General features: G+C 41.2%; 24 protein-coding genes. 18 read left to right on the plus strand and 6 right to left on the minus strand.

Annotated elements, in window-relative coordinates; all coding sequences use genetic code 11:
* Positions 1–3 precede the first annotated feature (3 nt).
* From FR932_RS01990 to FR932_RS02065, 16 genes are all read left to right on the plus strand, one after another.
* Positions 4–2,172, plus strand: a complete 2,169-nt coding sequence (locus tag FR932_RS01990; RefSeq protein WP_019441912.1) for a chemotaxis protein CheA — start codon at positions 4–6, stop codon at positions 2,170–2,172.
* A gap of 68 nt (positions 2,173–2,240) precedes the next feature.
* A complete protein-coding gene (locus tag FR932_RS01995) occupies positions 2,241–3,542 on the plus strand; it encodes a protein-glutamate methylesterase/protein-glutamine glutaminase (protein WP_019441913.1) in 1,302 nt (433 codons plus the stop codon).
* 26 nt (positions 3,543–3,568) lie between these two features.
* Complete coding sequence (locus FR932_RS02000; RefSeq protein ID WP_019441914.1) at positions 3,569–4,360, plus strand: ParA family protein; 792 nt, start codon at positions 3,569–3,571, stop codon at positions 4,358–4,360.
* Complete coding sequence (locus tag FR932_RS02005; protein ID WP_019441915.1) at positions 4,353–5,375, plus strand: chemotaxis protein CheW; 1,023 nt, start codon at positions 4,353–4,355, stop codon at positions 5,373–5,375. Before FR932_RS02000 ends, FR932_RS02005 begins: the two co-directional genes overlap by 8 nt.
* Positions 5,376–5,391: 16 nt before the next feature.
* A complete protein-coding gene (locus FR932_RS02010) occupies positions 5,392–5,880 on the plus strand; it encodes a chemotaxis protein CheW (protein WP_019441916.1) in 489 nt (162 codons plus the stop codon).
* An 85-nt stretch (positions 5,881–5,965) separates the two neighbouring features.
* Complete coding sequence (locus tag FR932_RS02015) at positions 5,966–6,379, plus strand: DUF2802 domain-containing protein (protein WP_019441917.1); 414 nt, start codon at positions 5,966–5,968, stop codon at positions 6,377–6,379.
* A 103-nt stretch (positions 6,380–6,482) separates the two neighbouring features.
* A complete protein-coding gene (gene ccmA / locus FR932_RS02020; protein ID WP_026032182.1) occupies positions 6,483–7,115 on the plus strand; it encodes a cytochrome c biogenesis heme-transporting ATPase CcmA in 633 nt (210 codons plus the stop codon).
* Position 7,116: 1 nt separating this feature from the next.
* The gene (gene ccmB / locus FR932_RS02025; RefSeq protein WP_019441919.1) at positions 7,117–7,785 is read left to right on the plus strand and encodes a heme exporter protein CcmB; all 669 of its coding nucleotides are present in this window, start codon (positions 7,117–7,119) and stop codon (positions 7,783–7,785) included.
* A gap of 98 nt (positions 7,786–7,883) precedes the next feature.
* A complete protein-coding gene (locus FR932_RS02030; protein ID WP_019441920.1) occupies positions 7,884–8,624 on the plus strand; it encodes a heme ABC transporter permease in 741 nt (246 codons plus the stop codon).
* A 1-nt stretch (position 8,625) separates the two neighbouring features.
* Positions 8,626–8,832, plus strand: coding sequence for a heme exporter protein CcmD (gene ccmD, locus FR932_RS02035; RefSeq protein ID WP_019441921.1), 207 nt, complete (start codon positions 8,626–8,628; stop codon positions 8,830–8,832).
* Complete coding sequence (gene ccmE, locus FR932_RS02040) at positions 8,829–9,308, plus strand: cytochrome c maturation protein CcmE (protein ID WP_019441922.1); 480 nt, start codon at positions 8,829–8,831, stop codon at positions 9,306–9,308. The genes ccmD and ccmE overlap by 4 nt, the downstream gene beginning before the upstream one ends.
* 11 nt (positions 9,309–9,319) lie before the next feature.
* On the plus strand, positions 9,320–11,284 hold the full coding sequence (locus tag FR932_RS02045; protein ID WP_019441923.1) for a heme lyase CcmF/NrfE family subunit: 1,965 nt from the start codon (positions 9,320–9,322) through the stop codon (positions 11,282–11,284).
* A gap of 14 nt (positions 11,285–11,298) precedes the next feature.
* Entirely contained in the window at positions 11,299–11,847 is a 549-nt protein-coding gene (locus FR932_RS02050; protein WP_019441924.1) for a DsbE family thiol:disulfide interchange protein, read from the plus strand.
* A 9-nt stretch (positions 11,848–11,856) separates the two neighbouring features.
* The gene (locus FR932_RS02055) at positions 11,857–12,324 is read left to right on the plus strand and encodes a cytochrome c-type biogenesis protein (RefSeq protein WP_019441925.1); all 468 of its coding nucleotides are present in this window, start codon (positions 11,857–11,859) and stop codon (positions 12,322–12,324) included.
* Between the two features lies 1 nt (position 12,325).
* Positions 12,326–13,621, plus strand: a complete 1,296-nt coding sequence (gene ccmI, locus FR932_RS02060) for a c-type cytochrome biogenesis protein CcmI (RefSeq protein ID WP_019441926.1) — start codon at positions 12,326–12,328, stop codon at positions 13,619–13,621.
* 178 nt (positions 13,622–13,799) lie between these two features.
* A complete protein-coding gene (locus FR932_RS02065) occupies positions 13,800–14,939 on the plus strand; it encodes a cupin domain-containing protein (protein ID WP_019441927.1) in 1,140 nt (379 codons plus the stop codon).
* A 214-nt stretch (positions 14,940–15,153) separates the two neighbouring features.
* Here FR932_RS02065 and fusA read toward each other — a convergent pair whose 3' ends face one another.
* The 3 genes from fusA to FR932_RS02080 all read right to left on the minus strand — a co-directional run bounded on the left by fusA (position 15,154) and on the right by FR932_RS02080 (position 19,663).
* Complete coding sequence (fusA, locus tag FR932_RS02070; protein ID WP_019441928.1) at positions 15,154–17,241, minus strand: elongation factor G; 2,088 nt, start codon at positions 17,239–17,241, stop codon at positions 15,154–15,156.
* A 248-nt stretch (positions 17,242–17,489) separates the two neighbouring features.
* Positions 17,490–18,005, minus strand: a complete 516-nt coding sequence (locus FR932_RS02075; RefSeq protein WP_019441929.1) for a DUF3087 family protein — start codon at positions 18,003–18,005, stop codon at positions 17,490–17,492.
* Between the two features lie 293 nt (positions 18,006–18,298).
* Positions 18,299–19,663 carry a DEAD/DEAH box helicase gene (locus FR932_RS02080; protein ID WP_019441930.1) on the minus strand — a complete coding sequence of 455 codons (1,365 nt, stop codon included), beginning with the start codon at positions 19,661–19,663 and terminating at the stop codon, positions 18,299–18,301.
* A 352-nt stretch (positions 19,664–20,015) separates the two neighbouring features.
* Here FR932_RS02080 and FR932_RS02085 point away from each other — a divergent pair, with 352 nt between their 5' ends.
* Both FR932_RS02085 and dbpA read left to right on the plus strand, forming a co-directional pair.
* A complete protein-coding gene (locus FR932_RS02085; protein WP_019441932.1) occupies positions 20,016–20,222 on the plus strand; it encodes a cold-shock protein in 207 nt (68 codons plus the stop codon).
* A gap of 135 nt (positions 20,223–20,357) precedes the next feature.
* Positions 20,358–21,752, plus strand: a complete 1,395-nt coding sequence (gene dbpA / locus FR932_RS02090; RefSeq protein WP_019441933.1) for an ATP-dependent RNA helicase DbpA — start codon at positions 20,358–20,360, stop codon at positions 21,750–21,752.
* A gap of 377 nt (positions 21,753–22,129) precedes the next feature.
* On the opposite strand, the gene glpC is transcribed toward dbpA, so the two are convergent.
* From glpC to glpA, 3 genes are read right to left on the minus strand one after another with little or no spacing between them, the layout of a single operon-like run.
* Positions 22,130–23,338, minus strand: coding sequence for an anaerobic glycerol-3-phosphate dehydrogenase subunit GlpC (gene glpC, locus FR932_RS02095; protein ID WP_019441935.1), 1,209 nt, complete (start codon positions 23,336–23,338; stop codon positions 22,130–22,132).
* Between the two features lie 12 nt (positions 23,339–23,350).
* Entirely contained in the window at positions 23,351–24,700 is a 1,350-nt protein-coding gene (gene glpB / locus FR932_RS02100) for a glycerol-3-phosphate dehydrogenase subunit GlpB (protein ID WP_019441936.1), read from the minus strand.
* Complete coding sequence (gene glpA, locus FR932_RS02105) at positions 24,690–26,342, minus strand: anaerobic glycerol-3-phosphate dehydrogenase subunit A (RefSeq protein WP_019441937.1); 1,653 nt, start codon at positions 26,340–26,342, stop codon at positions 24,690–24,692. The genes glpB and glpA overlap by 11 nt, the downstream gene beginning before the upstream one ends.
* Positions 26,343–26,350: the final 8 nt, after the last annotated feature.

A 26,350-nucleotide genomic window follows, 5' to 3' on the forward strand; every position in this document is an offset into this window, starting at 1 on the left:
TTGATGAGCTTTGATGTTGATGAAGATATTCTACAGGACTTCCTGATAGAAGCATCTGAAATTCTGGAGCTACTCTCTGAGCAACTCGTTGATTTAGAAAAAAGCCCAGAAGACTCAGAATTGCTGAATGCAATCTTTAGGGGTTTCCATACAGTTAAAGGTGGCGCTGGATTCTTAGCATTATCGGAACTAGTTGATATATGCCATGGTGCAGAGAACGTATTCGATAGCCTACGTAATGGCCTTCGAGCGGTAACACCTGAATTAATGGATGTGATTCTTAAATCATTGGATTGTGTAAACGAAATGTTTGTATTAATTCAACAGAGAGAACCTCTTATTGCAGCTGACCCTGCATTAATTAATCAACTCAATGTGCTTACTCAACCCGAATCGGCACCAACAGCTGTTATTGAACCTATGGTCCAGGCGCCTGTTGTTGCACAAGTTTCGACACCCGTCACTTCCGTTGCGAGTAGCAATGATATTGATGGTATGTCGGAACTTGAATTTGAACAATTACTTGATGAATTACATGGTCAAGGTGGTGCGCCGAGCGCTGTAAATGTACAAGCAAGTAAACCTACTCCTGCTGTGGCGCCTATTAGTTCAAATTCAGACTTTACTGATGATGAATTTGAAAAACTACTTGATGACTTACATGGTGTCGGTCAGCATAGTATTGCAACGCCAACGCCAACGCCAACGCCAACGCCAACGCCAACGCCAACGCCAACAGTAGCAAAAACTGGCACTGCAGACATCAATGACGATGATTTCGAAAACCTACTTGATGAGCTCTACGGTAAAGGTAATGCACCAAGTGCGGCTGGTATGGTTAAAAATGTGGTTAGCGCTACAGATACAGCTATTGTTGCACCTCAAGTTACACCGGTAGTAGAAACTGCAGTTGCAACGCCAGCAGCACCAGCTAAAACGGTTGTTGCTAAAGTCGCTGAGCCTGCTACGAAGGGCGATAAAAAAGCCAAGCCACAAGCCGACTCAACCGTACGTGTTGATACTCGAACGCTTGATGAAATCATGAACATGGTGGGTGAGTTAGTACTTGTACGAAACCGTTTAGTGAGCTTAGGTATTTCATCGAATGATGAAGACATGACAAAAGCCGTGTCTAATCTGGATGTCGTTACTGCCGATTTACAAGGCGCAGTAATGAAAACTCGAATGCAACCAATCAAAAAAGTGTTTGGTCGTTTCCCGCGTGTTGTACGTGATTTAGCGCGTACTCTAGCGAAAGATATTAATCTTGAATTGATTGGTGAAGAAACCGATTTAGATAAGAATTTAGTGGAAGCACTTGCGGATCCCTTGGTTCACTTAGTGAGAAATTCGGTTGATCACGGTATTGAAATGCCGGACGTACGTGAGAAAAATGGTAAGTCTCGACAAGGTAATATTACCTTGTCAGCCTCACAAGAAGGCGACCATATTAGTTTGAAAATCGTTGATGATGGCGCCGGTATGGATGCTGAACGATTAAAACAAATAGCGATTGACCGTGGCGTGCTTGACGCTGATTCAGCTGCTCGAATTTCGGATAATGAAGCGTACAACCTTATTTTTGCACCGGGTTTCTCAACCAAAGATCAGATCTCTGATATCTCTGGTCGTGGTGTTGGGATGGATGTTGTTAAGACCGGTATTAGCAAGCTTAATGGTACGATTTCGATTGATTCAAACTTGGGTACAGGTACGACAATCTTCATTAAGGTGCCGCTAACACTGGCTATTTTACCTACCTTGATGGTTGAAGTCGGCAAGCAGATCTTTGCGTTACCATTAACGAGTGTGAATGAAATATTCCATCTTGATTTAAATAAAACCCACGTTGTTGATAACCAATTGACGATAATTGTGAGAGAAAAAGCGATACCGCTATTCTATCTACATGATTGGTTAACAAAAATGGATCCACAAGCGGGTGCGCGTAATGAGCGTGGATTAGGACATGTTGTCATTGTACAATTAGGTCTGAAACAAGTTGGCTTTGTCGTTGATAGCTTAATTGGTCAAGAAGAAGTTGTTATTAAAGCATTAGATAACTTATTACAAGGTACACCTGGAATGGCAGGTGCAACAATAACCAGTGATGGTGGTATCGCGCTGATTTTAGATATTCCAAGTCTCTTAAATCATTACGCGAAACGTTAATTTGTTGATGCAGGGGAACCCCTGTGTGCTTTTACATTGATGTAGACATATTGAAGTAGATAGATTAGATGAAAATAAAGGTTTTAGTCGTTGATGACTCTAGTTTTTTCAGACGTAGAGTAAGTGAAATCATTAATGCAGATCCAGAAATGGAAGTTATTGATACTGCTATAAATGGCGAAGAGGCTATTACTAAAGCAAAATCGCTACGTCCGGATGTGATCACCATGGATATTGAAATGCCAGTACTTGATGGTATTTCTGCTGTAAAAGTGATCATGAAAGAGAATCCGACACCGATCTTAATGTTTTCGTCATTGACGCATCAAGGTGCAAAGTCAACACTTGAAGCGTTAGAGGCGGGAGCCGCTAACTTTTTGCCGAAAAAATTTGAAGATATTGCTAAAGATAAAGCAGAAGCGGTTAAATTATTACAACAAAATATTAAAGAAATTAGTAAGCGACGTAGTGTATTAAGAACACCACGCAGCATGAATACGACGTCTACAACGACGAATGCCGCGCTAATAAGAAATACAGCTCCGACGGTTTCGTCAACGCGCAATAACACGATTGACAATAGTACTGCTAACAAGTCGGTTATCACTCAAAGCGCCGCAAATTATAGCGCGACAGATAATCGTATTAATAAGCCTGCTATTACACGACATAGTTCGGATACGAATCGGTTGACTCCGTTAGACTCTCGCCATTCGCATCATGCTGATAATAGCTTGTCTGAAGCACGAGTATTACCAACAGCAAGCCGTTTGGTCAAACGTGCATCAGGTAAAAAATACGCCTTGTTGGCAATCGGCTCTTCGACTGGTGGCCCTGTTGCACTACAAAACGTACTCACGCCTTTACGTCAGGACTTCCCGCTCCCTATTTTGCTTATACAACATATGCCAGCTACATTTACTTCGGCATTTGCAGCGCGATTAAATACCTTATGCCAAATTACGGTAAAAGAAGCGCAGCACGGTGATCGTTTACAGCCTGGAGTGGCTTATTTAGCACCCGGTGGTAAGCAAGTATTAGTTGAAAATAAAGCCGGTGGTTTAACGTTAAAAGTGATGGAAAGCCCAGAAGGTATTAATTATAAACCGAGTGTCGACATTACTTTTGGCTCTGCAGCTAAGTCATATCGCGATAAAGTGTTAGCGATAGTATTAACTGGTATGGGCGCAGATGGTAGAGAAGGCGCTAAATTACTGAAGCAGCATGGCAGTACAATATGGGCGCAAGATGCGCAATCTTGCGTTGTATACGGTATGCCGCAAGCAATTGTGAATGCCGGATTAGCCGATGAGCAAATTAATCTGTTACAAATCGCAGAGCGCATTAATATTGAAGTCGGTTGTCGATAAAGACACGCAGAGAAGGTAGGGTAAAGTTGAACGTTTGGACTGTTGCTAATCAAAAAGGTGGGGTTGGGAAAACAACCACTGCAATTACACTGGCGGGTTTACTGGCAGAGCAAGGACAGCGCGTATTATTAATCGATACGGATCCTCACGCATCATTAACCAGCTATCTCAATTATGACAGTGATGACTTAACCGTTGGCTTGTTTGATCTTTTTGTTGCGCCGGCGCTTGATGCTGAATTGGTACATAACGCGACGATAGAAACGCCTTACAACGGTATTAATTTATTACCTGCGACTATGGCGTTGGCGACGTTAGATAGAACCCTAGGTCACCGTGATGGTATGGGGTTAATTCTTAAAAACATCATCAGTTTAGTCGTCGATGATTATGACTTTGTCCTGATTGATTGTCCTCCCGTATTAGGCGTGATGATGGTCAATGCATTGGCAAGCAGTGATCGTATCCTGGTGCCTGTACAAACCGAATTCTTAGCCTTAAAAGGCTTAGACCGTATGGTTAAAACCTTTGAAATCATGCAGCGTAGTTGCGCAAATAAATTTCAGTATACGGTGATCCCAACGATGTTTGACCGTCGTACTAAGGCGTCTTTGGTATCGTTACAGACATTGCAAGAAAACTACAGTCAACATGTTTGGCGTGCAGTGATCCCTGTCGATACCCAATTTAGAAATGCCAGTTTAAAACATATGCCGCCTTCGATGTATTCACGTAGCAGCCGCGGTGTTGCTGCTTATGGCGCATTACTACAAGATTTGCTGGCAAACGCGAAACAACAGGAACGACTGTATGGATAAGAAGCAAATACATTCTGCGTTAGATGATTATTTTGCATCTATGTTATCTGTGCCTGTAGTGGAAGACACACCAAAGATAAGTCTTGATACAAAGCATGTAGAGACTGTGTTCGTTGATAACACCACTGACGTTGATACGCCCTTACAGCACCAATTGCAGCCGGTGTTGAATGACGTGGCTGTTGCAGCCATTACTGAGTTTAAGATACCTGAACCCGATGGTTCTGGTAGTATAAGCGATTTAGATCAGTTGTTAGGCTCTGTGGTTGATATCGATTTAGCGGATATGGATTTAACCGTGCTAGATCATCAGAATAGTAGTCTAGACTCTTACTCGATTATTGATACGACTGTGCCTGCAGATATTGCGGTTGATATTGTGACTAATATTGACAGTGCGGTTGATATCTCGGCTGATAATTTGACTGATAGTTTGGTTGAAAGCGATACCGTTGAAGATAGCGCCGTTACTGATACCAGTATCTGCCTGACTGAAGATAAGTCGAATTTTGATGTGCAAGCAGAGGCGGTATTAGAGGCTAACGAAGAGCCCAAGCTAGAATGGCAAAATATTGAATTAGAAGAACGTTTTCAAGCACTGTTTTTTGAGGTCGCAGGGGTTACCTTTGCGGTACCACTAACAGAACTTGGCGGCATTCATCAAGCCGACACGGTGAACAGTTTATTTGGTAAACCGGATTGGTATTTAGGCATCATGCAACACCGAAAGCAAAAATTGAGTGTTGTTGATACGGCTCAATGGGTTATGCCTGAACAAAATATGGGTGAGATAGATTATAAATATCAAATCCAACTTAGCGAATCAAATTGGGTACTCGGCTGTGAAAAGCTGCACGGTACTGAAACTTTAAATACTATGGACATTAAATGGCGAAGTACACCTGGTAGTCGACCTTGGTTAGCTGGCATGGTTAAGTCACGTATGTGCGTATTATTACACGTAACCGAAATGATTAAATTGCTGGATAATGGCATCAATATTCATGGGCAATAGTAGAAGGAAATAAAACATGAGTCAGTCTCGAAACCTAGTGGAAAATGTAGCTGAAGATGAAGTACTGCAATGGGTTACATTCAAGTTAGAGAATGAAATCTACGGTGTTAACGTAATGCAAGTTCAAGAAGTATTACGTTATACAGAAATTGCCCCTGTACCGGGTGCGCCACACTACGTGATTGGTATCATTAACTTGCGCGGTAATGTCGTGACTGTGATTGATACACGTGTACGTTTTGGTTTAATGCCATCAGAAGTGAGTGAGAATTCACGTATCGTTATCATCGAAGCTGAAAAGCAAGTGATCGGTATTTTAGTTGATGGTGTTGCGGAAGTGGTATACCTACGTTCTTCAGAAATCGATATGGCACCTAATGTCGGCACTGATGAAAGCGCTAAGTTTATCCAAGGTGTATCAAACCGTGAAGGTGAATTACTTATTCTTGTTGATTTAAATAAGTTTTTAAGTGACGATGAATGGGAGGAATTAAGCGGTTTGTAAGCTTAATCACTCTTTCTACCTAGAAAAGCACTGTAATGATTGTTACAGTGCTTTTTTTAATTGCTATTTTATTGAAGGATCCAATATGCTTGCTTTGATTTTGTCTGGTGCTGCCCTCACTATCGCTATTGCTGCGGTGATTGGTTGCGCGGTATTATTGCGTAAGTTAACTAAATTACAGGCAACGCATAGTTTATTACTCAAAGATTTATCTAAATCAAGAGACTCTCTGCAAAAACGACTAATTGAATTGAGTACATCGAATATTAATCTTGGCGGGGCAATTAAAGGTGTCGCATCAGAACTACAGCAAACTAAATTTCAACAAGATGAAATGAAAGAAGAGATGACGACGCAAGATCAGCAAGATCCAGATAGCCGCTTTTATACACGTGCTGTGAAACTCGTTGAACTCGGTGCCACGTTAGAAGAAATCATGCGTGAGTGCGAACTACCACGTGCAGAAGCCGAACTACTACTTAATTTCCACAAGAAATAACATTTAATCCTAATAATTGACCGCTTAATTGATGTTGCTTAATTATGCTTAAAGCCGGAATATGTTAATATTCTTGCAGATTGGTGCTGGAAGTATAAAAAATATGTTAGAAGTCGTTAATTTAAGCTGCATACGCGAAGATACCGTGTTATTTTCTGATCTTAGTTTCACTGTATCTAGTGGTGAAATCATCCAAATTGAAGGTCCCAACGGCGTCGGTAAAACGAGCTTGTTACGTTTATTAGCGGGACTCTCTTCACCTGCAGATGGTCATATTCTTTGGCATAAAACCGATACTTTAGACGATCGTGAAAGCTATCATCAAGATTTACTCTACCTGGGTCACTCACCTGGGGTAAAAGCAGAGTTGACGGCTTTCGAAAACTTATTTTTCTATCATGCAATGCACGCTCCTGTCGCGAAAGATAAAATTTGGGCTGCGCTTGCACAAGTCGGCCTCGCTGGTTACGAAGACCAACTTGCTTGCCATCTTTCTGCTGGCCAGCAACGTCGTATTGCTTTAGCGCGCTTGTGGTTATCTGAACAGAAACTATGGATTTTAGATGAACCGTTTACCGCGATTGATAAAAATGGTGTGAAAGTATTAGAGGATTTATTCCTAGCACATGCTGATAATGGTGGCAGCGTTATATTAACGACGCATCAAGATCTACAGTTCTCGGAAGGGCGCCTACGTAAGATCACCTTAACCCGTCAACACTTAACTGAGTATTAATATGTTTGCTGTTTTTATGCAGGTGATTAAACGAGAACTCATAACCGCTTTTCGCCGTAAATCAGATATTTTAAACCCTTTGTGGTTTTTTATTATCGTCATCACGCTTTTTCCATTAGGCATTGGGCCTGAGCCAAATCTGTTATTACGCATTGCGCCAGGGGTTATTTGGGTTGCGGCATTATTATCGGCGCTATTATCGATGGAACGATTGTTCCGCGATGATTTCCTTGATGGTTCATTAGAGCAACTGATGTTGACAACGACGCCGTTGGGCGTAATTGTCACCGCGAAAGTCGTGGCGCATTGGCTACTGACTGGCTTACCCATTTTGCTTGTATCACCTTTATTAGCGGTGTTTTTATCATTAGATACCAATACTTTTATGGCGACATTTATTACTCTGTTACTGGGTACGCCAGTACTTAGTTTTGTCGGCGCTATTGGTGTGGCGCTAACAGTCGGTTTACGTAAAGGTGGCGTATTATTGAGTTTATTAATTTTACCGCTATTTATTCCCGTGTTGATTTTTGCAACGAGTGCGATTGATGCAGCAAGCTTTGGTGTGCCGTATGTAGGCCCTGTCGCTATACTTGGTGCTATGTTAGTTGCATCGGTTACTTTATCACCGTTCGCTATCGCAGCATCATTGCGAGTTAGCTTGAGTTAAATTGTTAGTTAAAGCTTTTAATTAAAGAAAAGTAAAGTTAGTTTCAATCACTGTTTAGGTTCATATAATTGAGCCGTTATTAATGTAGAGAGTTTACTATGTGGAAATGGCTGCATCCTTATGCAAAACCAGAAAAAAGTTATAACCTAGCCGGTAAAATGCTGCCTTGGTTTGCAATTTTTAGTGCTATCTCACTCACAATCGGCACGGTTTGGGGTTTTGTATTCGCGCCCGCTGATTATCAACAAGGCGATAGTTTCCGAATCATCTACTTGCATGTACCTGCGGCTTCACTCTCTATGGGTGCTTATTTAAGCATGGCTATTGCTGCCTTCATTGGTTTGGTTTGGCAGCTGAAAATGGCTGATATGGCGGTTGCTGCAATTGCTCCTATTGGTGCTGTCTTTACTGCTATTGCATTATTTACGGGTGCTGTATGGGGTAAACCTATGTGGGGCGCTTGGTGGGTATGGGATGCACGTTTAACCTCTGAACTTATCTTATTATTTTTATATCTTGGTGTGATTGCTATATATGGCGCGTTTAGCGACAAACTGCTTGCTGGCCGTGCTGCTGGTATTCTTGCGCTAGTTGGTGTGATTAACTTACCAATTATTCATTACTCTGTTGAGTGGTGGAATACATTACATCAAAAAGCCACGATTAGTAAATTCGATAAACCGTCAATGGATACCGATATGCTGTGGCCTTTACTGATCAATTTATTAGGCTTTGGTTTACTGTTTGGTACCTTGACCTTGATGCGTTTTAGAAATGAATTAATTACCCGTGAGTCGCACAGACCTTGGGTGAAAAAATTATTTATCGAGGACAAGTAACATGCAATTTGATAGCTTTTCAGCTTTTTTAGCAATGGGTGGTTATGGTTTTTATGTCTGGCTAGCAGTTGCTTTCAGCCTGCTAACATTAGGCTCATTAACGATTACTACAATTATCAAACGTCGCCAAATCATTCATGAAATTAAAAATAAGCATCAGCGTATTCAACGTATGCGTGCTGCTGAAAAAATGGAGAATACGCTGTGAATCCCAGACGTAAAAAACGCTTATTGGTAGCGTTGGTTATTATTATTGGCTTAGGTAGCATGACTGGCCTTGTGCTTTATGCTTTAAAACAGAATATTGATTTATTCTATACGCCGACCCAACTTGTTGAAGGCCTAGGTGAAGATAAAGTTAAACCTGAGGTTGGCCAACGCTTACGTATTGGCGGCTTAGTGATGCCGGGTACTGTCAAGCGTAATATGGATGACCTTAAGGTTAGTTTCGTGCTAAGCGATGATAAAGGCGGTTTAGTGACGTTAGAATACGAAGGTATCTTGCCAGATTTATTCCGTGAAGGGCAAGGTATTGTGGCGCAGGGCGTATTAAAGTCAGCTAATGTGATTACTGCATCTGAAGTACTTGCGAAACATGATGAAGAATATATGCCACCCGAAGTTGCTGAAGCAATTAAAGGGATTAAGCATATGAAACCAGAATACGGAAACGAAACCAAATAAGGTAGTTTACAATGATCCCTGAGATTGGACATTTTAGTTTAATTGTCGCAACGGCTCTGTCGTTCTTGTTGGCAATTTATCCACTGATAGGCGCGAAGATTAATCATCCAGGTATGATTAATAGCGCTAAACCATTAGCCATCATGCAATTCTTATTAATGACTTTGTCATTTATTGTATTGTCTTATGCATTTGCGACGGATGATTTTTCTGTCGGTTATGTCGCGACGAATTCGAATTCATTACTGCCACTGCGATATAAAATATCGGCTGTATGGGGTGGTCATGAAGGCTCACTCTTATTGTGGTCTTTAACCCTCGCTATTTGGACTGCTGCTGTGGCACTGTTCAGCCGTGGTATACCGAAGGTTGCGCTTGCGCGCGTGCTGGCGGTGATGGGGATGATTGCGATTGGTTTTAACTTGTTTATCTTGTTAACGTCAAATCCGTTTGATCGTACCTTACCTTATTTACCACTTGACGGTAATGACTTAAATCCGCTGTTACAAGATATTGGTTTGATTTTCCATCCGCCAATGCTGTATATGGGTTATGTTGGTTTCTCTGTCGCGTTTGCTTTTGCAATTGCAGCATTAATGGCTGGTCGTCTTGACTCTGCATGGGCACGTTGGTCGCGTCCTTGGACACTTATTGCTTGGGTATTCCTCACCGCAGGTATCGCATTGGGTAGTTGGTGGGCTTATTATGAACTTGGCTGGGGTGGTTGGTGGTTCTGGGATCCTGTAGAAAATTCATCATTTATGCCTTGGCTTGCCGGCACAGCGTTAATTCACTCGTTAGCAGTGAGTGAGAAACGTGGTGTATTCAAATCATGGACTGTGCTGCTTTCTATTTCAGCGTTTAGCTTAAGTTTATTAGGTACTTTCTTAGTACGTTCTGGCGTACTGGTATCTGTGCATGCGTTCGCTTCAGATCCTGCACGTGGTTTGTTTATTTTAGCCTTTTTAATCGCAGTTGTTGGTGGTTCATTACTGCTTTACGCTGTAAAAGGTTCAGAGATTAAGAGTCGTGGTAAATACGGCCTGTTTTCTCGCGAAACATTCTTGCTAATGAATAATGTATTGTTAATTGCAGCATTACTTGTTGTATTGATTGGTACCTTGTTACCGCTAGTACATAAAGAATTAGGTATGGGCTCGATTTCAATCGGTGTACCATTCTTTAATAATATCTTCTTCTACATCATCATTCCGTTTGCTATTGCTTTGGGCGTTGCACCGTTATTACGTTGGAAGAAACAAGAAGCTGATTTACGTCCGTTGTTTATTCAGTTAGCGGTTATTGCTGTAGCGAGTATCGCATTAGCGGTGGCACTACCTGCCATTTTTGCGGATAAGATTAAAATTGTTGCAGTCGTTGGTTTTGCATTAGCATTCTGGGTGATTATCACCAGCATGTTAGAAGTGTATATTCGTGCAACACATCGTCATAGCTTTGCTACAGGTGTCATCAAATTAGGTCGTAGTCATTGGGCTATGGTGCTTGGTCACATTGGTTTAGCAATGATGCTGATTGGTATTTCTGCAACCCAGAATTACAAAATCGAAAAAGATTTACGTATGCTACCGGGCGATGAAGTTGTCTTCGCTGATTACTTATTCGAATTCGAACGCATTGGTGAAGCTAATGGCTCGAACTACGAAGGTTATAAAGCGGTATTTAATATCAGTAAAGACGGTAAGTTTGAAACTGTCATGAAGGCTGAAAAACGTAGCTACTTTGCACAACGTAGTATGCCTATGACTGAAGCTGCGATTGACTGGGGTGTAACCCGTGATCTTTACATTGCACTTGGCGAGCAACTTGCTGATGACTCGTGGGCAATTCGTATTTATTACGAACCCTTTATTCGTTTTATCTGGTGGGGTGGCTTAGTCATGTCGATTGGTGGTTTATTAGCTGTATCTGATCGCCGTTATCGTTTTGTGAATAAAGGTGCTGCGAAAGCGCAATAATTAGGATAAGCATAATGACTATGGATGTGAAAAAAAAGAAACAGCTTATGACACGACTAATACCTTTAATTGTATTTTTATGTGTGTCTATTTTCCTTTACATCGGCTTATTTCGTGACGCTACCGTGTTGGAGTCGACCTTTATCGGTCGACCAGTACCTGAGTTTGCATTAAACGATTTAGTTGAACCTGAACTACAACATGATAAAAGTGTGTTATCAGGTAAGCCTATGTTGTTAAATGTCTGGGCTACGTGGTGCCCAACATGTTACGCCGAGCATAAATACTTAAATGAACTTGCTGAAGACGGTGTTTATATTGTTGGCATGAACTATAAAGACGAACGTAAAAAAGCATTGCGATGGCTAGAAGAATTAGATAATCCATATAAGATCAGTCTTTATGATCCCGATGGTATGCTAGGGCTTGATCTCGGCGTTTACGGTGCCCCTGAAACTTTCTTCATCGACAGCAAAGGCATTATTCAATACAAGCACGTGGGTGACATTAATCCGCGTAATTGGAATAGTGAATTAAAAGCTGTTTATGAGCAGCTTAAATAAGGACTTAACATGAAAAAATTATTCGTATTAATGACTTTTATGCTGAGTTTCAATGTCGCAGCTGTTATTGATGTTTATGACTTTGAGAACGCTGAGCAAGAGGCTTTGTTTAGGACATTAACGGCAGAACTACGTTGCCCTAAATGTCAAAATAATAATCTTGCGGATTCAAATGCGTCTCTGGCAAAAGATATGCGTACAAAAACATATCATATGGTTGTTGAAGGTAAAACAGAAGACCAAATTGTGACATATTGGATTGATCGATTTGGTAACTTCGTACTTTATAAGCCGCCAGTAACCTTAGGCACTGCCATTTTATGGGTTGGCCCTGGTTTGTTTGTATTATTTGGTGGTCTTATCATTGTTCGTAACAGTCGTCGTAAGGTCAGTGTTACCGCTGATGATCGTGATGAAGCGTTATCGAGTGCGGAAAAAGCCCGTTTGGCCAAAATTTTAAAGGATAGCGAGAAATAGCATGTTGTTATTTTGGATAGTAAGTATTGTATTGGTTATTGCTGCCGCGCTGGCATTTGTTATTCCGGTTTCGGGCGATAACAAGTTAACAGGCGCGACACGAGACCAGTTAAACAAAGACCTGTATAAAAGTCGTATCAGTGAATTAGCTGACGATGAAGATCAAGGTTTGTTAGACAAAAGTACTGAGTTTATTGATGAAATGCAACGTGGTCTATTAGATGACGTTGTTGACGAGAAAGTGGAAAAAGTGAGTACTGCGAACTCGACATTCATCTGGCTTGCGGGTGTTGTATTCTTAGTTATTTTCTCTGTGTCTGTTTACCTGACGTTGGGTGCTCGTGATCAAGTAGCAAACTGGGAAGATGTGTATTCACGTTTACCTGAGCTAACTAATCGTGTAATGAAAGAGGGTGATAAAGTAACAGATCAAGAGATCTCTGACTTTCAACTAGCACTAACGACGAAAATGATAGCTGAACCGGATAATGAATTTGGTTGGCTATTACTGGGCCGCTTAAACGTTGCTTTAGGCGACTCAAATGCAGCGTTCATTGCGATGGATCGTGCTTATAAACTGGCGCCGATGAATACATCAATCGTGACGGGTTATGCACAAGCGTTAATGTTGAGTGATGATCCTGAGAAAAATAATCTTGCACGCAAGATATTGATGGACCTAAAACAAGAAAAACCAGGTGATATTGAAGTACTTTCTACGTCTGCATTTATGGCGTTAGAAAATCAAGATTACCTTGGTGCAATTGAGCAATGGCAACGTATGTTACCGTTACTTGCTGGTCAGCCAGATCGTCTGGAAATGATTAAAGGCAGTATTGAATATGCTCGAAAACAGATTGCAGAGAAAAACGGTTCTGCACTGGTTGTCGAGAGTTCGGAATCATCAGTTGATAGTCGTCCTGTTGCAACAAGTACAGAAACGAATACAGCGACAAGTGACGTAGTTGCGGGTAATGAGCAAGTGACGATCACGATTACTGCTGAGCAAGCTGAAATGAAAGGTTACTTGTATGTTTACGTGCAAGCCGCTGCCGGTCCTAAAGCGCCGCTTGCAGTTAAACGTATCATGGACCCGACATTCCCATTAACGATCACACTATCTGATCGTGATGCAATGATGGCGCAAATGAAGATGTCGCAATTCCCATCGATTAAAGTCAGCGCGAAGCTTTCTCAAGATTCAGATGTGACAACGAAAGAAGATGATATCAATTCTAATATTGTGACACTTAATGAAGGCGATTCACGTGTTGTGACGCTTAATTTAAGTCATTAAGTTAATTAGCGTGTTACTGATGTTGTAACACGATATTAGCTCTGATTAATAAGCGCTTGTTAATAAGCTCTGGGGAAATTACTTTATGTAATATCCCCAGAGCTTTTTTTGTTGCTATTATCGCGAAAATACCTATGATACGCGCTCTATTACTTCGATTATTAAATGCGGGTTGACTATGTATAAATTAAATCTTGATCTTGATGACTTCATGCAAAATTATTGGCAGAAAAAACCACTGTTGATTAAAGCGGGATTCAAGGATTTTGTTGATCCAATTAGCCCGGATGAAATTGCTGGTTTAGCAATGGAAGAAGAAATTACTTCGCGCATGGTATGGCGTGAAGAAGACAAATGGCAGGCTGCATGTGGCCCTTTCACTGAGTTTGAACGTATGGAACAAGACGGTTCAGCTATCTTAGTACAAGCGATCAACCATTGGCACGAACCTTCGGCTGAATTAGCTAATACCTTTAACTTTATTCCAAGCTGGCGCTTTGATGATTTAATGGTTTCTTATAGCACTGATACAGGTGGCGTAGGCCCGCATGTTGACCGTTATTGTGTATTCATCATTCAAGGCTTAGGCAAGCGCCATTGGCGTGTTGGTGCACAGGATATGAATCCTCAAGAGTTTGCTGCTAACGGCGCTCTGAAGCATTGTGAAGCGTTTGACGCGGTGATTGATACAGTATTAGAACCTGGTGATATTTTATATATCCCACCTTATGCACCGCATGAAGGTTATGCTGTTGGCGAAGCGATTAACTACTCAGTAGGTTTCCGCGCCCAAGATCAAAAAGAATTGTTAAACGACTTTGGTGATTACCTGCTACAACAAAACAAAGAGTTTGTTCGTTATAGCGATCCTAAGTTACAGCCACGTGCTGAACACGGTTCTATCGAAGCAAGTGAAGTGCAAGGTCTAACGGACATCATGACATCATTAATGGCTGATAAAAGCGTTATGCATGATTTCCTTGGCCGTCATTACAGCGAATCTGCACACGAACTCGATTTAGTTGTACCAGAAGGTGGTTACATTGCGGATTACGCTATCGTAGTTGATGAAATCGGTATGGAATCTTATTTACGTAAAGTGAATGGTCTGAAGACATTATACTTCCCTGAAATGCCAACGAGCTGTTTTATTGATGGCGAGCGTTATGACTTTGATGCAAGTATTGCTGCAAGCGTGCAAACCTTATGTAACACGACTGAGCAGTCTGCAAAACAACTTGAAGAATTAATGAAAGATAAAGCATTTGGTCTGCAACTGATTGAATGGGTTAACTTAGGTTACTGGCACTTCGAGTAATGATTAATACGCTGTTAGTGTGAGTTAATAGCACAATAGATAGCACTAAGGCTTGATGGTCTTGGTGCTTTTTTTTGTCTGTAATTTCGTCGATCTACACTGAAGCTTTAGGGTTAAATCTTAATGCAATAGCGGGATTTTGGTGTTTTTCAGGCAAAAAATAACCCCAGCTATTTGCATAACTGGGGTTAGAAGATTAACTAAAAATAATTACTTATTTTTTAGCGTTTTCTTCTTTAACTTTAGCGATAACGCCTTCAGCTACGTTAGCTGGACAAGGGTTGTAGTGTGAGAACTCCATAGAGAACTGACCACGACCAGATGTCATTGTACGTAGTGAACCGATGTAACCAAACATTTCTGAAAGAGGTACGTCAGCTTTAATACGAACACCAGTGTTACCAGCGTCTTGACCAGCGATCATACCACGACGACGGTTAAGGTCACCAATAACGTCACCAACGTGATCGTCTGGCGTGAATACGTCAACTTTCATGATCGGTTCGATTAACTGTGCGCCAGCTTTCGGGATTGATTGACGGAATGCGCCACGACCAGCAAGTTCGAATGCAACAGCTGATGAATCCACTGCGTGGAAGCCACCATCGAATAATTCGATTTCAACGTCTAGTACTGGGAAACCAGCTAGAACACCTGTTTCCATTAAGCTCTTGAAGCCTTTCTCAACAGCAGGGAAGAATTCTTTAGGTACGTTACCACCAACAACAGTTGATGTGAATACGAAACCTGAACCTGGTTCACCTGGCTTGATACGGTAATCGATCTTACCGAATTGACCACTACCACCAGATTGTTTCTTATGCGTGTAGCTATCTTCAATTGCTTGAGTAATAGTTTCACGGTAAGCAACCTGAGGAGCACCAACAACTAGATCAACGCCATATGTACGCTTAAGGATATCAACCTTAATGTCTAGGTGAAGTTCACCCATACCTGAAAGGATTGTTTCGCCTGAATCTTGGTCAGTTTCAACTTTGAACGTTGGATCTTCAGCAACCATTTTACCGATCGCAATACCCATTTTCTCAGTAGAACCTTTATCTTTTGGTGTTACAGAGATAGAGATTACTGGTTCTGGGAATACCATCGCTTCTAGGATGATTGGATCTTTCGGATCACATAAAGTGTGACCAGTTTGAACGTTACCTTTCATACCTACGATTGCAATGATGTCACCAGCTTGAGCGCTAGTTAATTCGTTACGATCATCAGCTTGCATTTCACACATACGACCAACACGCTCAGTTTTACCTGTAGCAGCGTTAAGAATAGTGTCGCCTTTTTTCAAGATACCTGAGTAGATACGGATGAAAGTAAGTGCACCGAAACGGTCATCAGAGATTTTGAATGCTAGCGCTTTGAAAGTTTCTTCAGTTGAAACTAGTGCAAATTTACCAGTTGGTTCGCCTTCTTCATCCGTAAGCGGTTGAGGATCAACGTCAGTTGGGCTAGGTAGGTAATCTACTACAGCGTCAAGAATTAGTTGCATACCTTTGTTCTTGAATGCTGAACCACAGTAAGTTGGGAAGAAGTCCATTGTACGTGTACCTTTACGGATACAACGTTTGATTTCTTCAATAGAAGGTTCAGTACCTTCCATGTAAGCTTCCATTAGGTCATCGTCTTGCTCTACAGCAGTTTCGATTAGCATTTCACGGTATTCTTCTACTTTATCAGCCATGTCCGCAGGAACATCTTCGATTTTGTAGTTTTCTGGAAGACCAGTTTCATCCCAAACGTATGCTTTACGAGTTAGCAGGTCAACAACACCAACGAAATCATCTTCGATACCGATTGGTAGAACCATAACTAGTGGGTTAGCATCTAGAACGTCTTGAGTTTGCTTAACAACACGGTAGAAGTCAGCACCCATACGGTCTAGTTTGTTTACGAAGATGATACGTGCAACTTCTGAGTCATTCGCATAACGCCAGTTAGTTTCTGATTGTGGTTCAACACCACCAGAACCACAAAATACACCGATACCACCGTCAAGTACTTTAAGTGAACGGTAAACTTCAACTGTGAAATCAACGTGTCCAGGAGTATCAATAACGTTAAAACGGTGATTGTCCCAGAAACAAGTTACAGCTGCTGATTGGATAGTAATACCGCGCTCAGCTTCCTGTTCCATGAAATCTGTAGTTGATTCGCCGTCATGTACTTCACCAGTTTTGTGAATTTGACCAGTAAGTTTTAGGATACGTTCAGTTGTTGTTGTTTTACCAGCATCAACGTGAGCGAAGATCCCGATATTTCTGTATTTTGATAAATCAGCCATTATGTTCTCTATAATTTATTTATTTAAAGATTCGCGCGGAGTATATCACGTTTTTTTGAGAACAAAAAAGAGCTAGCTGACTATAAGCTAGCATTTAAGCTGTTTTTTCTCATTTCTATTTAATTAATCTAGATTAAGGCGGTTAAAATCGGATCTTAGGTGTATTTATCGAGGTTTTATTCTAAAAACAGGCGTAATTATAGCCGCGCCTGCTTTTTAATATTCACCTATGTACGGCTAAAGTACGATTAAAATTGTTTTAAAAGGTCTGAATTGTAGTCGTCAACGGAAATTGTTAAATTCTGTGCAGTGATTAGACTGTCTAACTTGGCTATATCTGCCGTTAGGCTTTCCATTGTCAATGTGTTGTTATCTAGATTATATTGCTGTTTCGATGCGGTGTAATAGTAGTGCAGGATAGTGATCGCATCTATATTAGTATTATCGCTGTTTGCTAACGCTGTTTTAATATGATGGAGCTTACGGTAAATCTTGTTATTCGCTTGTTTTAGATCCCAAACATACATGACTTCAATTAAATAAGGGTGGTGACGTACAAGGTTGAATACCACGAGTAAGCTGATGACACCTAAAACCACACCCGCTAAATTGAGCTTAAAGTTATTGCCATCGGCAGCGGCAAAAAAGTGAATTAAAACTTGACCATAAACCAAGGCAAAAAAGATTAAAACGGCAGTTGCAACGACGCTCGCCATGTTTAAGTGTTTACGGTAACGCACTTTGTCTATCTGTTGTAATTTCATTTACTCTTCGCTCTTTAATGATGAGTGAATATACTAACAAATAAGCGCATGAATAATAATGTTAACCACTGATAAAATGATTAAATAAATGTAAATTCATTGGCGATAACTCGAAGGGAATGTGTAATTTGGATTGGTTGATGTAATGATGATAACAGCGTAATAAGTGCATTGCCTTCATGTGTGAAGACAATGCGCTCTGGCACATTTATAGGCAAATGCTGATTTACTATAAACAAACACTTAATTGTATTAACAGCTTAGTGACATTAAGTGCTTGTTATAGAAAGTCCTTACGCGTTACTGTTGCTCTTTGGTGTTGAACTGGCAGGGCGGCGACGGTTGCCTTTATTTGCTGATGGGTTTGCTACTGGAGCTGCTGCACTTCGTTGGCCTGTGTGACGACGATTTTTACTTGCCGGTTTGTGACCACGTGAATTTTCAGCTGAACGTTGACCGTCTTGATGCTCTTTCTTTGGTTTTTTCGCTTTTGGTGGACGGATACCCGGTGTAGTCGGGAATGAATCCATTGGTGCAAAACCGTCAACCACAACACGTTCAAGGTGTTTTTGGGTTAACTGCTCAATTGCAACAAGTTCTTTCATTTCGTCCTGACATACTAATGAGATTGCAGTACCTTCAGCGCCCGCACGACCTGTACGACCAATACGGTGAACATAATCTTCAGGTACGTTTGGTAATTCGAAGTTAACCACTTGTGGTAGTTGTTCGATATCGATACCGCGAGCGGCAATATCAGTTGCAATAAGTGCTCTTACTTCACCCGATTTGAAGTTTGCTAATGCTTTAGTACGTGCACTTTGGCTCTTATTACCGTGAATTGCTGCAGCATTAATACCTTGCTCTTCTAAGTGTTTAGTTAATTTGTTCGCACCGTGCTTAGTTTTGGTAAATACCAATACTTGCTTCCAGTCGTGCTCTTTAATTAAGTGTGTTAATAGTAGTGGTTTTTTCTTTTTATCGACAGGGTGCATCCATTGTTCAACAGATTTAGCTGCTGCGTTACGGGGGGTCACTGAAATTTCAACTGGATCGTTGATTAAACCTTTAGCAAGCTGACGAATATCATCAGAGAAGGTTGCTGAGAAGAGTAAGTTTTGGCGTTTTCTTGGTAATACCGCAAGTACTTTACGAATATCACGCAAGAAACCCATGTCTAACATGCGGTCAGCTTCATCTAATACCAATATTTCTAATTGGTGAAAGCGAATGGCGTTTTGGTTATATAGATCGAGTAAACGGCCCGGTGTCGCAACTAGAATATCAACACCACGACGTAGACGCGCCATTTGTGGGTTAATTTTAACGCCACCAAATACCACTGTTGACGTTAAGTTCAAGTGCTTGCTATATACTTCAACGTTTTCTGCAATCTGTGCTGCAAGTTCACGTGTTGGCGTTAGGATCAACGTACGTGCTTGATTCGCACGTGGGCGTGGGCCTTGGCTTAGTTTTTCTAAAATAGGTAGAGTAAAACCAGCTGTTTTACCTGTCCCTGTTTGTGCCGCAGCCATTACATCCCTACCTGACAGTACAGCTGGAATCGCTTGCGCTTGAATTGCCGATGGTGTGTCGTAGCCTTTTTCTGCTACAGCTTTTAGGATTGGAGCGGATAAACCGAGGTCGGTAAAACTCATATAGTGTCTCTTTATTTATGTGATTGCTATTTATGTGCTATTACTATCTGCAACTATTCAGCGCGTCGAGCATGCGCTAGTGCTAAGTATAACAGCGGTGCTGCAGGGTACATGATAGGTTGATGAAGTGCAAACTAGATAGTTATAGCTAACTTATCTAGTTTTATTAGAAATAACCTTATTGACACTAAATTGGAAGTCTATATAATTAGCCGCAGCTTTAAGGTTAGTTTTATGAATGAATTCCCATTTCGAAGTTTTTAGTACCTCGTCCTGTTTGATCATAAGTAAGTAGTAACACTTCCAGCAACACCCGGCATTTGCCACTTATAATTACAAATAGGATACTATTATGTCTAAAATCATGGGTACAGTAAAATGGTTTAACGAAACTAAAGGTTTCGGTTTCATTCAACAAGAAAACGGTCCTGACGTGTTTGCTCACTTCAGCGCTATCGAAAGTGACGGTTTCCGTACACTTTTAGAAAACCAAAAAGTTGAATTCAACGTTACTGATGGCCAAAAAGGTCCTCAAGCGGAAAACATCGTAGTACTTTAATTCTTTGAATTAGTAGTTACTAAGATTGTTTAACTTAAATGAATTGATGATAAATCGAAACGTTTAAGTATAAAGGGCATGTTCTTCGGAGCTTGCCCTTTTTGTTTTATCTCCTATTCATTAAAGGTATGTGCTGTGAGCCAAACTAATTTCTCTTCTCTAAATTTACGTCCAGAACTTGTTTCTAACCTGGATACTCTCGGTTATACCGAAATGACACCTATCCAAGCGCAAAGCTTACCGAGTATTCTTGAAGGTAAGGATGTGATTGGTCAAGGTAAAACAGGTTCAGGTAAAACAGCTGCCTTTGGTTTAGGTTTACTGCAGCGTTTAAACGTAGAACGTTTCCGTATTCAAACATTAGTGCTTTGCCCTACACGTGAACTTGCTGATCAAGTGGCGAAAGAAATTCGTAAACTTGCACGTGGTATTCACAACATTAAAGTATTAACACTGTGTGGTGGCATGCCATTTGGCCCACAAATTGGTTCATTAGAACATGGCGCACATATCATTGTTGGTACACCTGGTCGCGTATTAGATCACTTAAACAAAGGTACGTTACGATTAGATAATCTAACTACTTTTGTACTTGATGAAGCTGACCGTATGTTAGAAATGGGTTTCCAAGACGCACTAGACGCGATTGTTGAAAAAGCACCAAGCGATCGTCAAACATTGTTATTCAGTGCAACGTTCCCGAAAAAAATTGAAGCCATTGCATCGAAAATAATGGTAAACCCGGAAATGGTTGAAGTGGCATCGACACATGATGATAGCTCTATCAAACAGCATTTCTATAAAGTGAAAAACTTTGGTGAGCGTTTAGATACAGTGCGTGGCTTATTACTACAGCGCAAACCTGAATCAACGGTTATCTTTTGTAATACTAAGAAAGACGTACAAGATGTTGCTGATGAATTAGGCCACTTTGGCTTTAGCATTATTGCATTGCATGGTGACTTAGAGCAACGTGATCGCGACCAAGCGTTAGTGCGTTTTGCAACGAAGAGTGTTTCTATTCTTGTAGCTACTGACGTTGCGTCTCGTGGTCTGGATATTGATTCGTTAGATGCGGTAATTAATTTCAACGTTGCACACGACAGTGAAGTACATGTTCATCGTATTGGCCGTACAGGCCGTGCTGGCAGCAAAGGTTTTGCTTGTACTTTATTTGATGACAAAGAAGGTTATCAGGTTGCACAGCTAGAAGATCGTTTTGGTATGATCACGCCTGAAGCATTACCACCTGCAAGTGTGCTAAATGAATCACCGATGATGCCGCCGATGGAATGTATCCGTATTGATGGTGGTAAAAAGCAAAAAGTACGTGCTGGTGATATTCTTGGTGCATTAACAGGTAAAGACGGTATTGATGGTAAGCTAGTGGGCAAAATCCAACTGTTTGACAACTGTGCTTATGTTGCTGTTGAGACTAAAGTAGCGAAAGCGGCTGTGCAGAAGATTGGTAAAGGTAAATTGAAAGGCCGTACATTCCGCGCTTGGATTGTACGTTCATTTAACGATTAATCGTTAAATGCATCTGTCAGTAGCGATCGAAGAGACTCGTTACTGACAGATATTATCTTCATAACTTATTATCGCGGTTATACAGCTCTACGAATGAGCGACCGTAAGATGCTACAACTTTTGTTAGCATAGTTGTGATGAAGTTGGTGATGAAGTTGGTGATCAATTTAGTTGTCATAATACTTACCTTTCTAATTAGTTTAATTAAGCACTTTTTATTTATATAAGTACGATAAGAAAGAGGCAATCTAATTTAATCATCTCTAACCCTCGGTTTTAACTGCATTATAGCTATTATTATTTATCTTTATAGCGAAATAAATTCGTCATCAGGATTAGAAAAGCTAATGTATTATTATGTTTAATTATTCACTCCATTAGTCAGCTAGATACTGGGCTAATAAACTTACCGGGTGGATAGTTTCTAAGTCACTGTTCTCTTCAATTTGCCATTTACAGGTTTCACAATCGGTGATCGCAAAGTCAGCATTACTCTGTTTTATCTGTTCAAACAAGCCTTTACCTATCTTCATCGATACGTCATAGTTTTCTTTCTTAAAGCCATAAGTACCGGCTGAACCACAACATTCACTATTAAGTACAATGACATTCAACCCTGGGATAGTACGTAACAACTCAATGGTAAATATAGCCAAGCCACTTCGCTCAAGATGGCATGGCGTATGATAGACAATGGTCTTATTTACTGGTTTTAGCGTTGGCATATTACCGTTCATAAACTCACGTAATATAAATGAGGTAATGAATTCAAGTTTATTTGAGATCTGACTGTTATCCACTTTTAATACATGTGGGTATTCTTGCTTTAAGGTCAATGAGCAAGTCGATGATGTCGATAAAATCGGGGTGTTGAACTCCTCCACGGCCTCTGTCATGTGTTTAACATTAAACTCGGCATTCTTACGGGCTTTATCGTGAAAGCCATTGGCGATTAATGGTACGCCACAGCATTTTTCTTTCTTCAATAACTTTACGCCAATATTCATGGCATTGAGTACTTTTATTAAATCCTTGCCCAGTTGTGGGTTGTTATAGTTAACATAACAGCCATGAAAATAACTGATCTGGCGCTCGAACTGCAGTTGCGTATTGGCTTGTTTTTTATACCAATGGCGAAACGAACCAAATGAGTATTTAGGTAACGATTTGTGCTTATCAATCGCCACGGTTTTATCCATGATGGTTTTGATAATTTTCGAATCGGTGATTTTATTTACCAAGGGGGCTACGGGTGTTGATAGTGAACCAAATAAATCCGTATGACTTAAAATATAATCGCGCATTAATTTAGGATTAAGTTTTTTCTTTTCAAATTTACCCCGCGCGACCGCGATAATATCGCCGACATTAACGTTAGAGGGGCAGGCTGTTTCACAGCGTTTACAGTTGGTACACAGCTTTAATGCTTCATCATAATACTCAGGGCTTTTTATTCTAAGGCGTTCGCCATCAGGGCCTGATTCTTTTGGTCCAGGGTAATTCGGATTGGCTTTGGCAACAGGGCAGTACACGGTGCAGATGGTACACTTAATACATTTTTCAAAACGTGTAGATACTAAATCCATGGTATTGCTCCTTTATGCCAAGCTATCGCTGGTGATATTTTGAGAATGGCTATTATGACTATGTTGTAATAGCAAATTGACGGCATGATAAGCGGTACTAATTGCTACACCACTGCCACTGCCTTCTGCTACGGGGTCGTAACCACCTAAGTTAGAACCTGCACAAAATAGGTTGTTGAGCGTTTTGCCTTTAAGCATCGGATTAAAGGTGTGGTTCGTCTTGATACCTAATGATAAAAACGGTTGTGAGTCAGCCGAAAAAAACTCTGGGTTGAACCAAGTACTACGTTGTTTAAAGCTGTTCATGTCTAAATCAAACACGGGCTCTTGTAACTTGTCATGATGACCAATAAGGCCTTTATTAAAGAAACTACCGGATGCAAAAATGAAATGTTCGGCGGATAACGGCATGTTTTCCAAATTACGGGTATAAATGCGTTTAAGGCTTAATTCATCATTGTTACTACTGTCTTTAGCTATATCACCATGGGTGACTTGATCGCCTTTTAGTAACATACCACCACCTTTGATAAACAAATCAATCATGGTTTCTTCTAGGCGAATACCTAACATTGACGGTGGCATAGTCGTTACTTCGTGAAAGGTTAAGTTAGTTAGTGCATGCAACTTATTGAGGGTTTCAAGACCTAAGCCATTACCTGTGATGGCCGGTAATATAACCACATCATTAATGGTTGCGATAGTTAATAACTTATCTGCAAGGGCTTTGATTTCACTGTCGTTGGTTAAGATACGGGCGATATCAATAGAGCGCAGCTCGCAAGCGTTGCGTTTAAGTCCTGAAAACCCTGCAATCGCGACATTGGCGTGGGTTATTTCAACACCTTCAAATTCGGGTATTTGCACTAAATTATCGGTGACCATCTTAGCGTTAAAGTCACGGAAGTCATCAATTTGGACCACGACAATACGTTTGATGTCATGCTCGTTAAGTCGCATTGGCAGCTGTTGCACATAAGGTTGTGACAACCAAGTCGATTTTAACGTGCCAAGTGGTGTTATGCGCAGGTGATTATCACCATTGTCTTGCTGCTGTAATGGAATACCCGCGTTAGTGAGTAAATGTTTATACCATTGCATTGATGCAAAAACGTTTTCTTTACCGACTTTACTGTATGGGTGAGCTGGGAACTCATGAGTAAATTTATTGAAAATAGCCGCTGGATTACGAATAGCCTTACCTGTTGGCGTATGTGAAAGCAGATCGATAGAGCCTGAAGAAAAGTGCAGGGCGCTTTGACCATTAGAAATAATCGCTGTCTTTAATCCAGCTTCAAGGCAACGTAAACCTGCGGTATAACCGGCGATACCACCGCCGATAATGATGCTATCAAATTTCATAATAATCCTTATCTTCTTGTTTCTCACCGAGCTTGTTAATATCTGTTGCGCCAAACAGGCCTTCATAGAGCCAATAGGTAAATTCTGCTTCTCGCAATGCGTCACCAAATAACACTGGTTTAATACCTTTCCAACGTTCTTCAAAGAACTGCATTAATAACTGACTTGATTGATAACCACTGCAATTGCCAAAATCACAAAACAGGCTGGATGCGCGGTAGGTGCACAATTCACCTTGGCATGATCCCATGCCGAGGCGGGTACGTCTGCGTAAATCCACCAAGTTAGTCACATCTAACTGCTTAATGGCGTATTCAATTTCACCCACAGAAACCATCTCACATTCACAAACAATGGATTTGCCTTTAGTGCTTTGGTCAAAACTCGCAACTGCATTTTCACCGTGACGGTGGGTTGCCGCTGTGGTGGTGAATACCGCTTGTTTAGATTTGTTTTTGTTGTTTCCAGCCTTAATCACAGAACCAGGTAGCGGCTGTAAATGGGTTGTACAGCTGTTGATATTTCCGAGCTTGCTTGCTACAAGGTCGGTGGTCATTTCAGCCATTAATCGGCTGGTCATTAATTTTCCGCCGAGAATACTGCTAAAGCCCGCAAGTCCATCACGCTGCTGGTGATCGAGTAATACAATACCGCGACTGATATTACGGCCATCGCCACCGCCGACATCAACAAGTGGTCGTACGCCTGCATAAGCGCGTAAAATACGAGTTTGTGCCAATATTGGCGCGAGTTTAGCGCCTTCTTCAATTAAGATATTGACTTCCTTTTCACTGATTTTTAGTGAATCTATATCGTTGTAATCAATTTCTTCTGAAGTAGTGCCAATGAGTGAGATTGAGTCACCGGGTACTAAAATGTCGGCATCGGCAGGTTTACGGCAACGATTGATAACCAGATCATTAATGCGGTGTTCGAATACTAATAGTGAGCCTTTAGCTGGTAGCATTTGCACATTAAGGTCGGCGTAGTGACAAATGTTCTTGCCCCAAATACCGGCTGCATTAATCACTTCTTGGGCATACACTTCAAACTGTTCGTTGGTGCGGGTATTAAGGCATTTAGCGCCGATGATGCGATCGCCAATGCGGATCAAGGATTGCACCATTGAATAAGTCAGTAATTGCGCGCCATGATTTTTGGCATCTAATACATTGGATGCACATAAACGAAAAGGGTCGAGCGTGCCGTCGGGCACTTTGACTGCGCCAAGTAGACTGCGATTGACGTTTGGTTCAAGTTCTATCGCTTGTTGTGGCGTCAGTCTTTGGGTGTCGATGCCAGCTGTTGCGCAAGCCGTCATGAAGGTCTGTTGAAAATCCAGATCATCTTCTGGCAAGGTAATAAATAATCCGTTGGTTTCTTCAATACAGTGACTGGCGATATGCTTGAGGATCTTATTCTCTTGGATACACTCACGAGCTGATTCAGCATCGGTGACCGCATAACGCGCGCCGGAATGTAATAGGCCGTGGTTACGACCTGTGGTACCTGAAGCTATATCACTTTTATCAAGTAATATGCAGGTGATGCCACGTAATGCGCAATCGCGCATAATACTGGTGCCTGTCGCGCCACCGCCAATTATCAATACTTCGGTATTGAAACGGGTTACCTTTCCCATAATTCATC

It is taken from the genome of Moritella marina ATCC 15381 (assembly GCF_008931805.1).
In the GTDB taxonomy this organism is placed as follows: domain Bacteria; phylum Pseudomonadota; class Gammaproteobacteria; order Enterobacterales; family Moritellaceae; genus Moritella; species Moritella marina.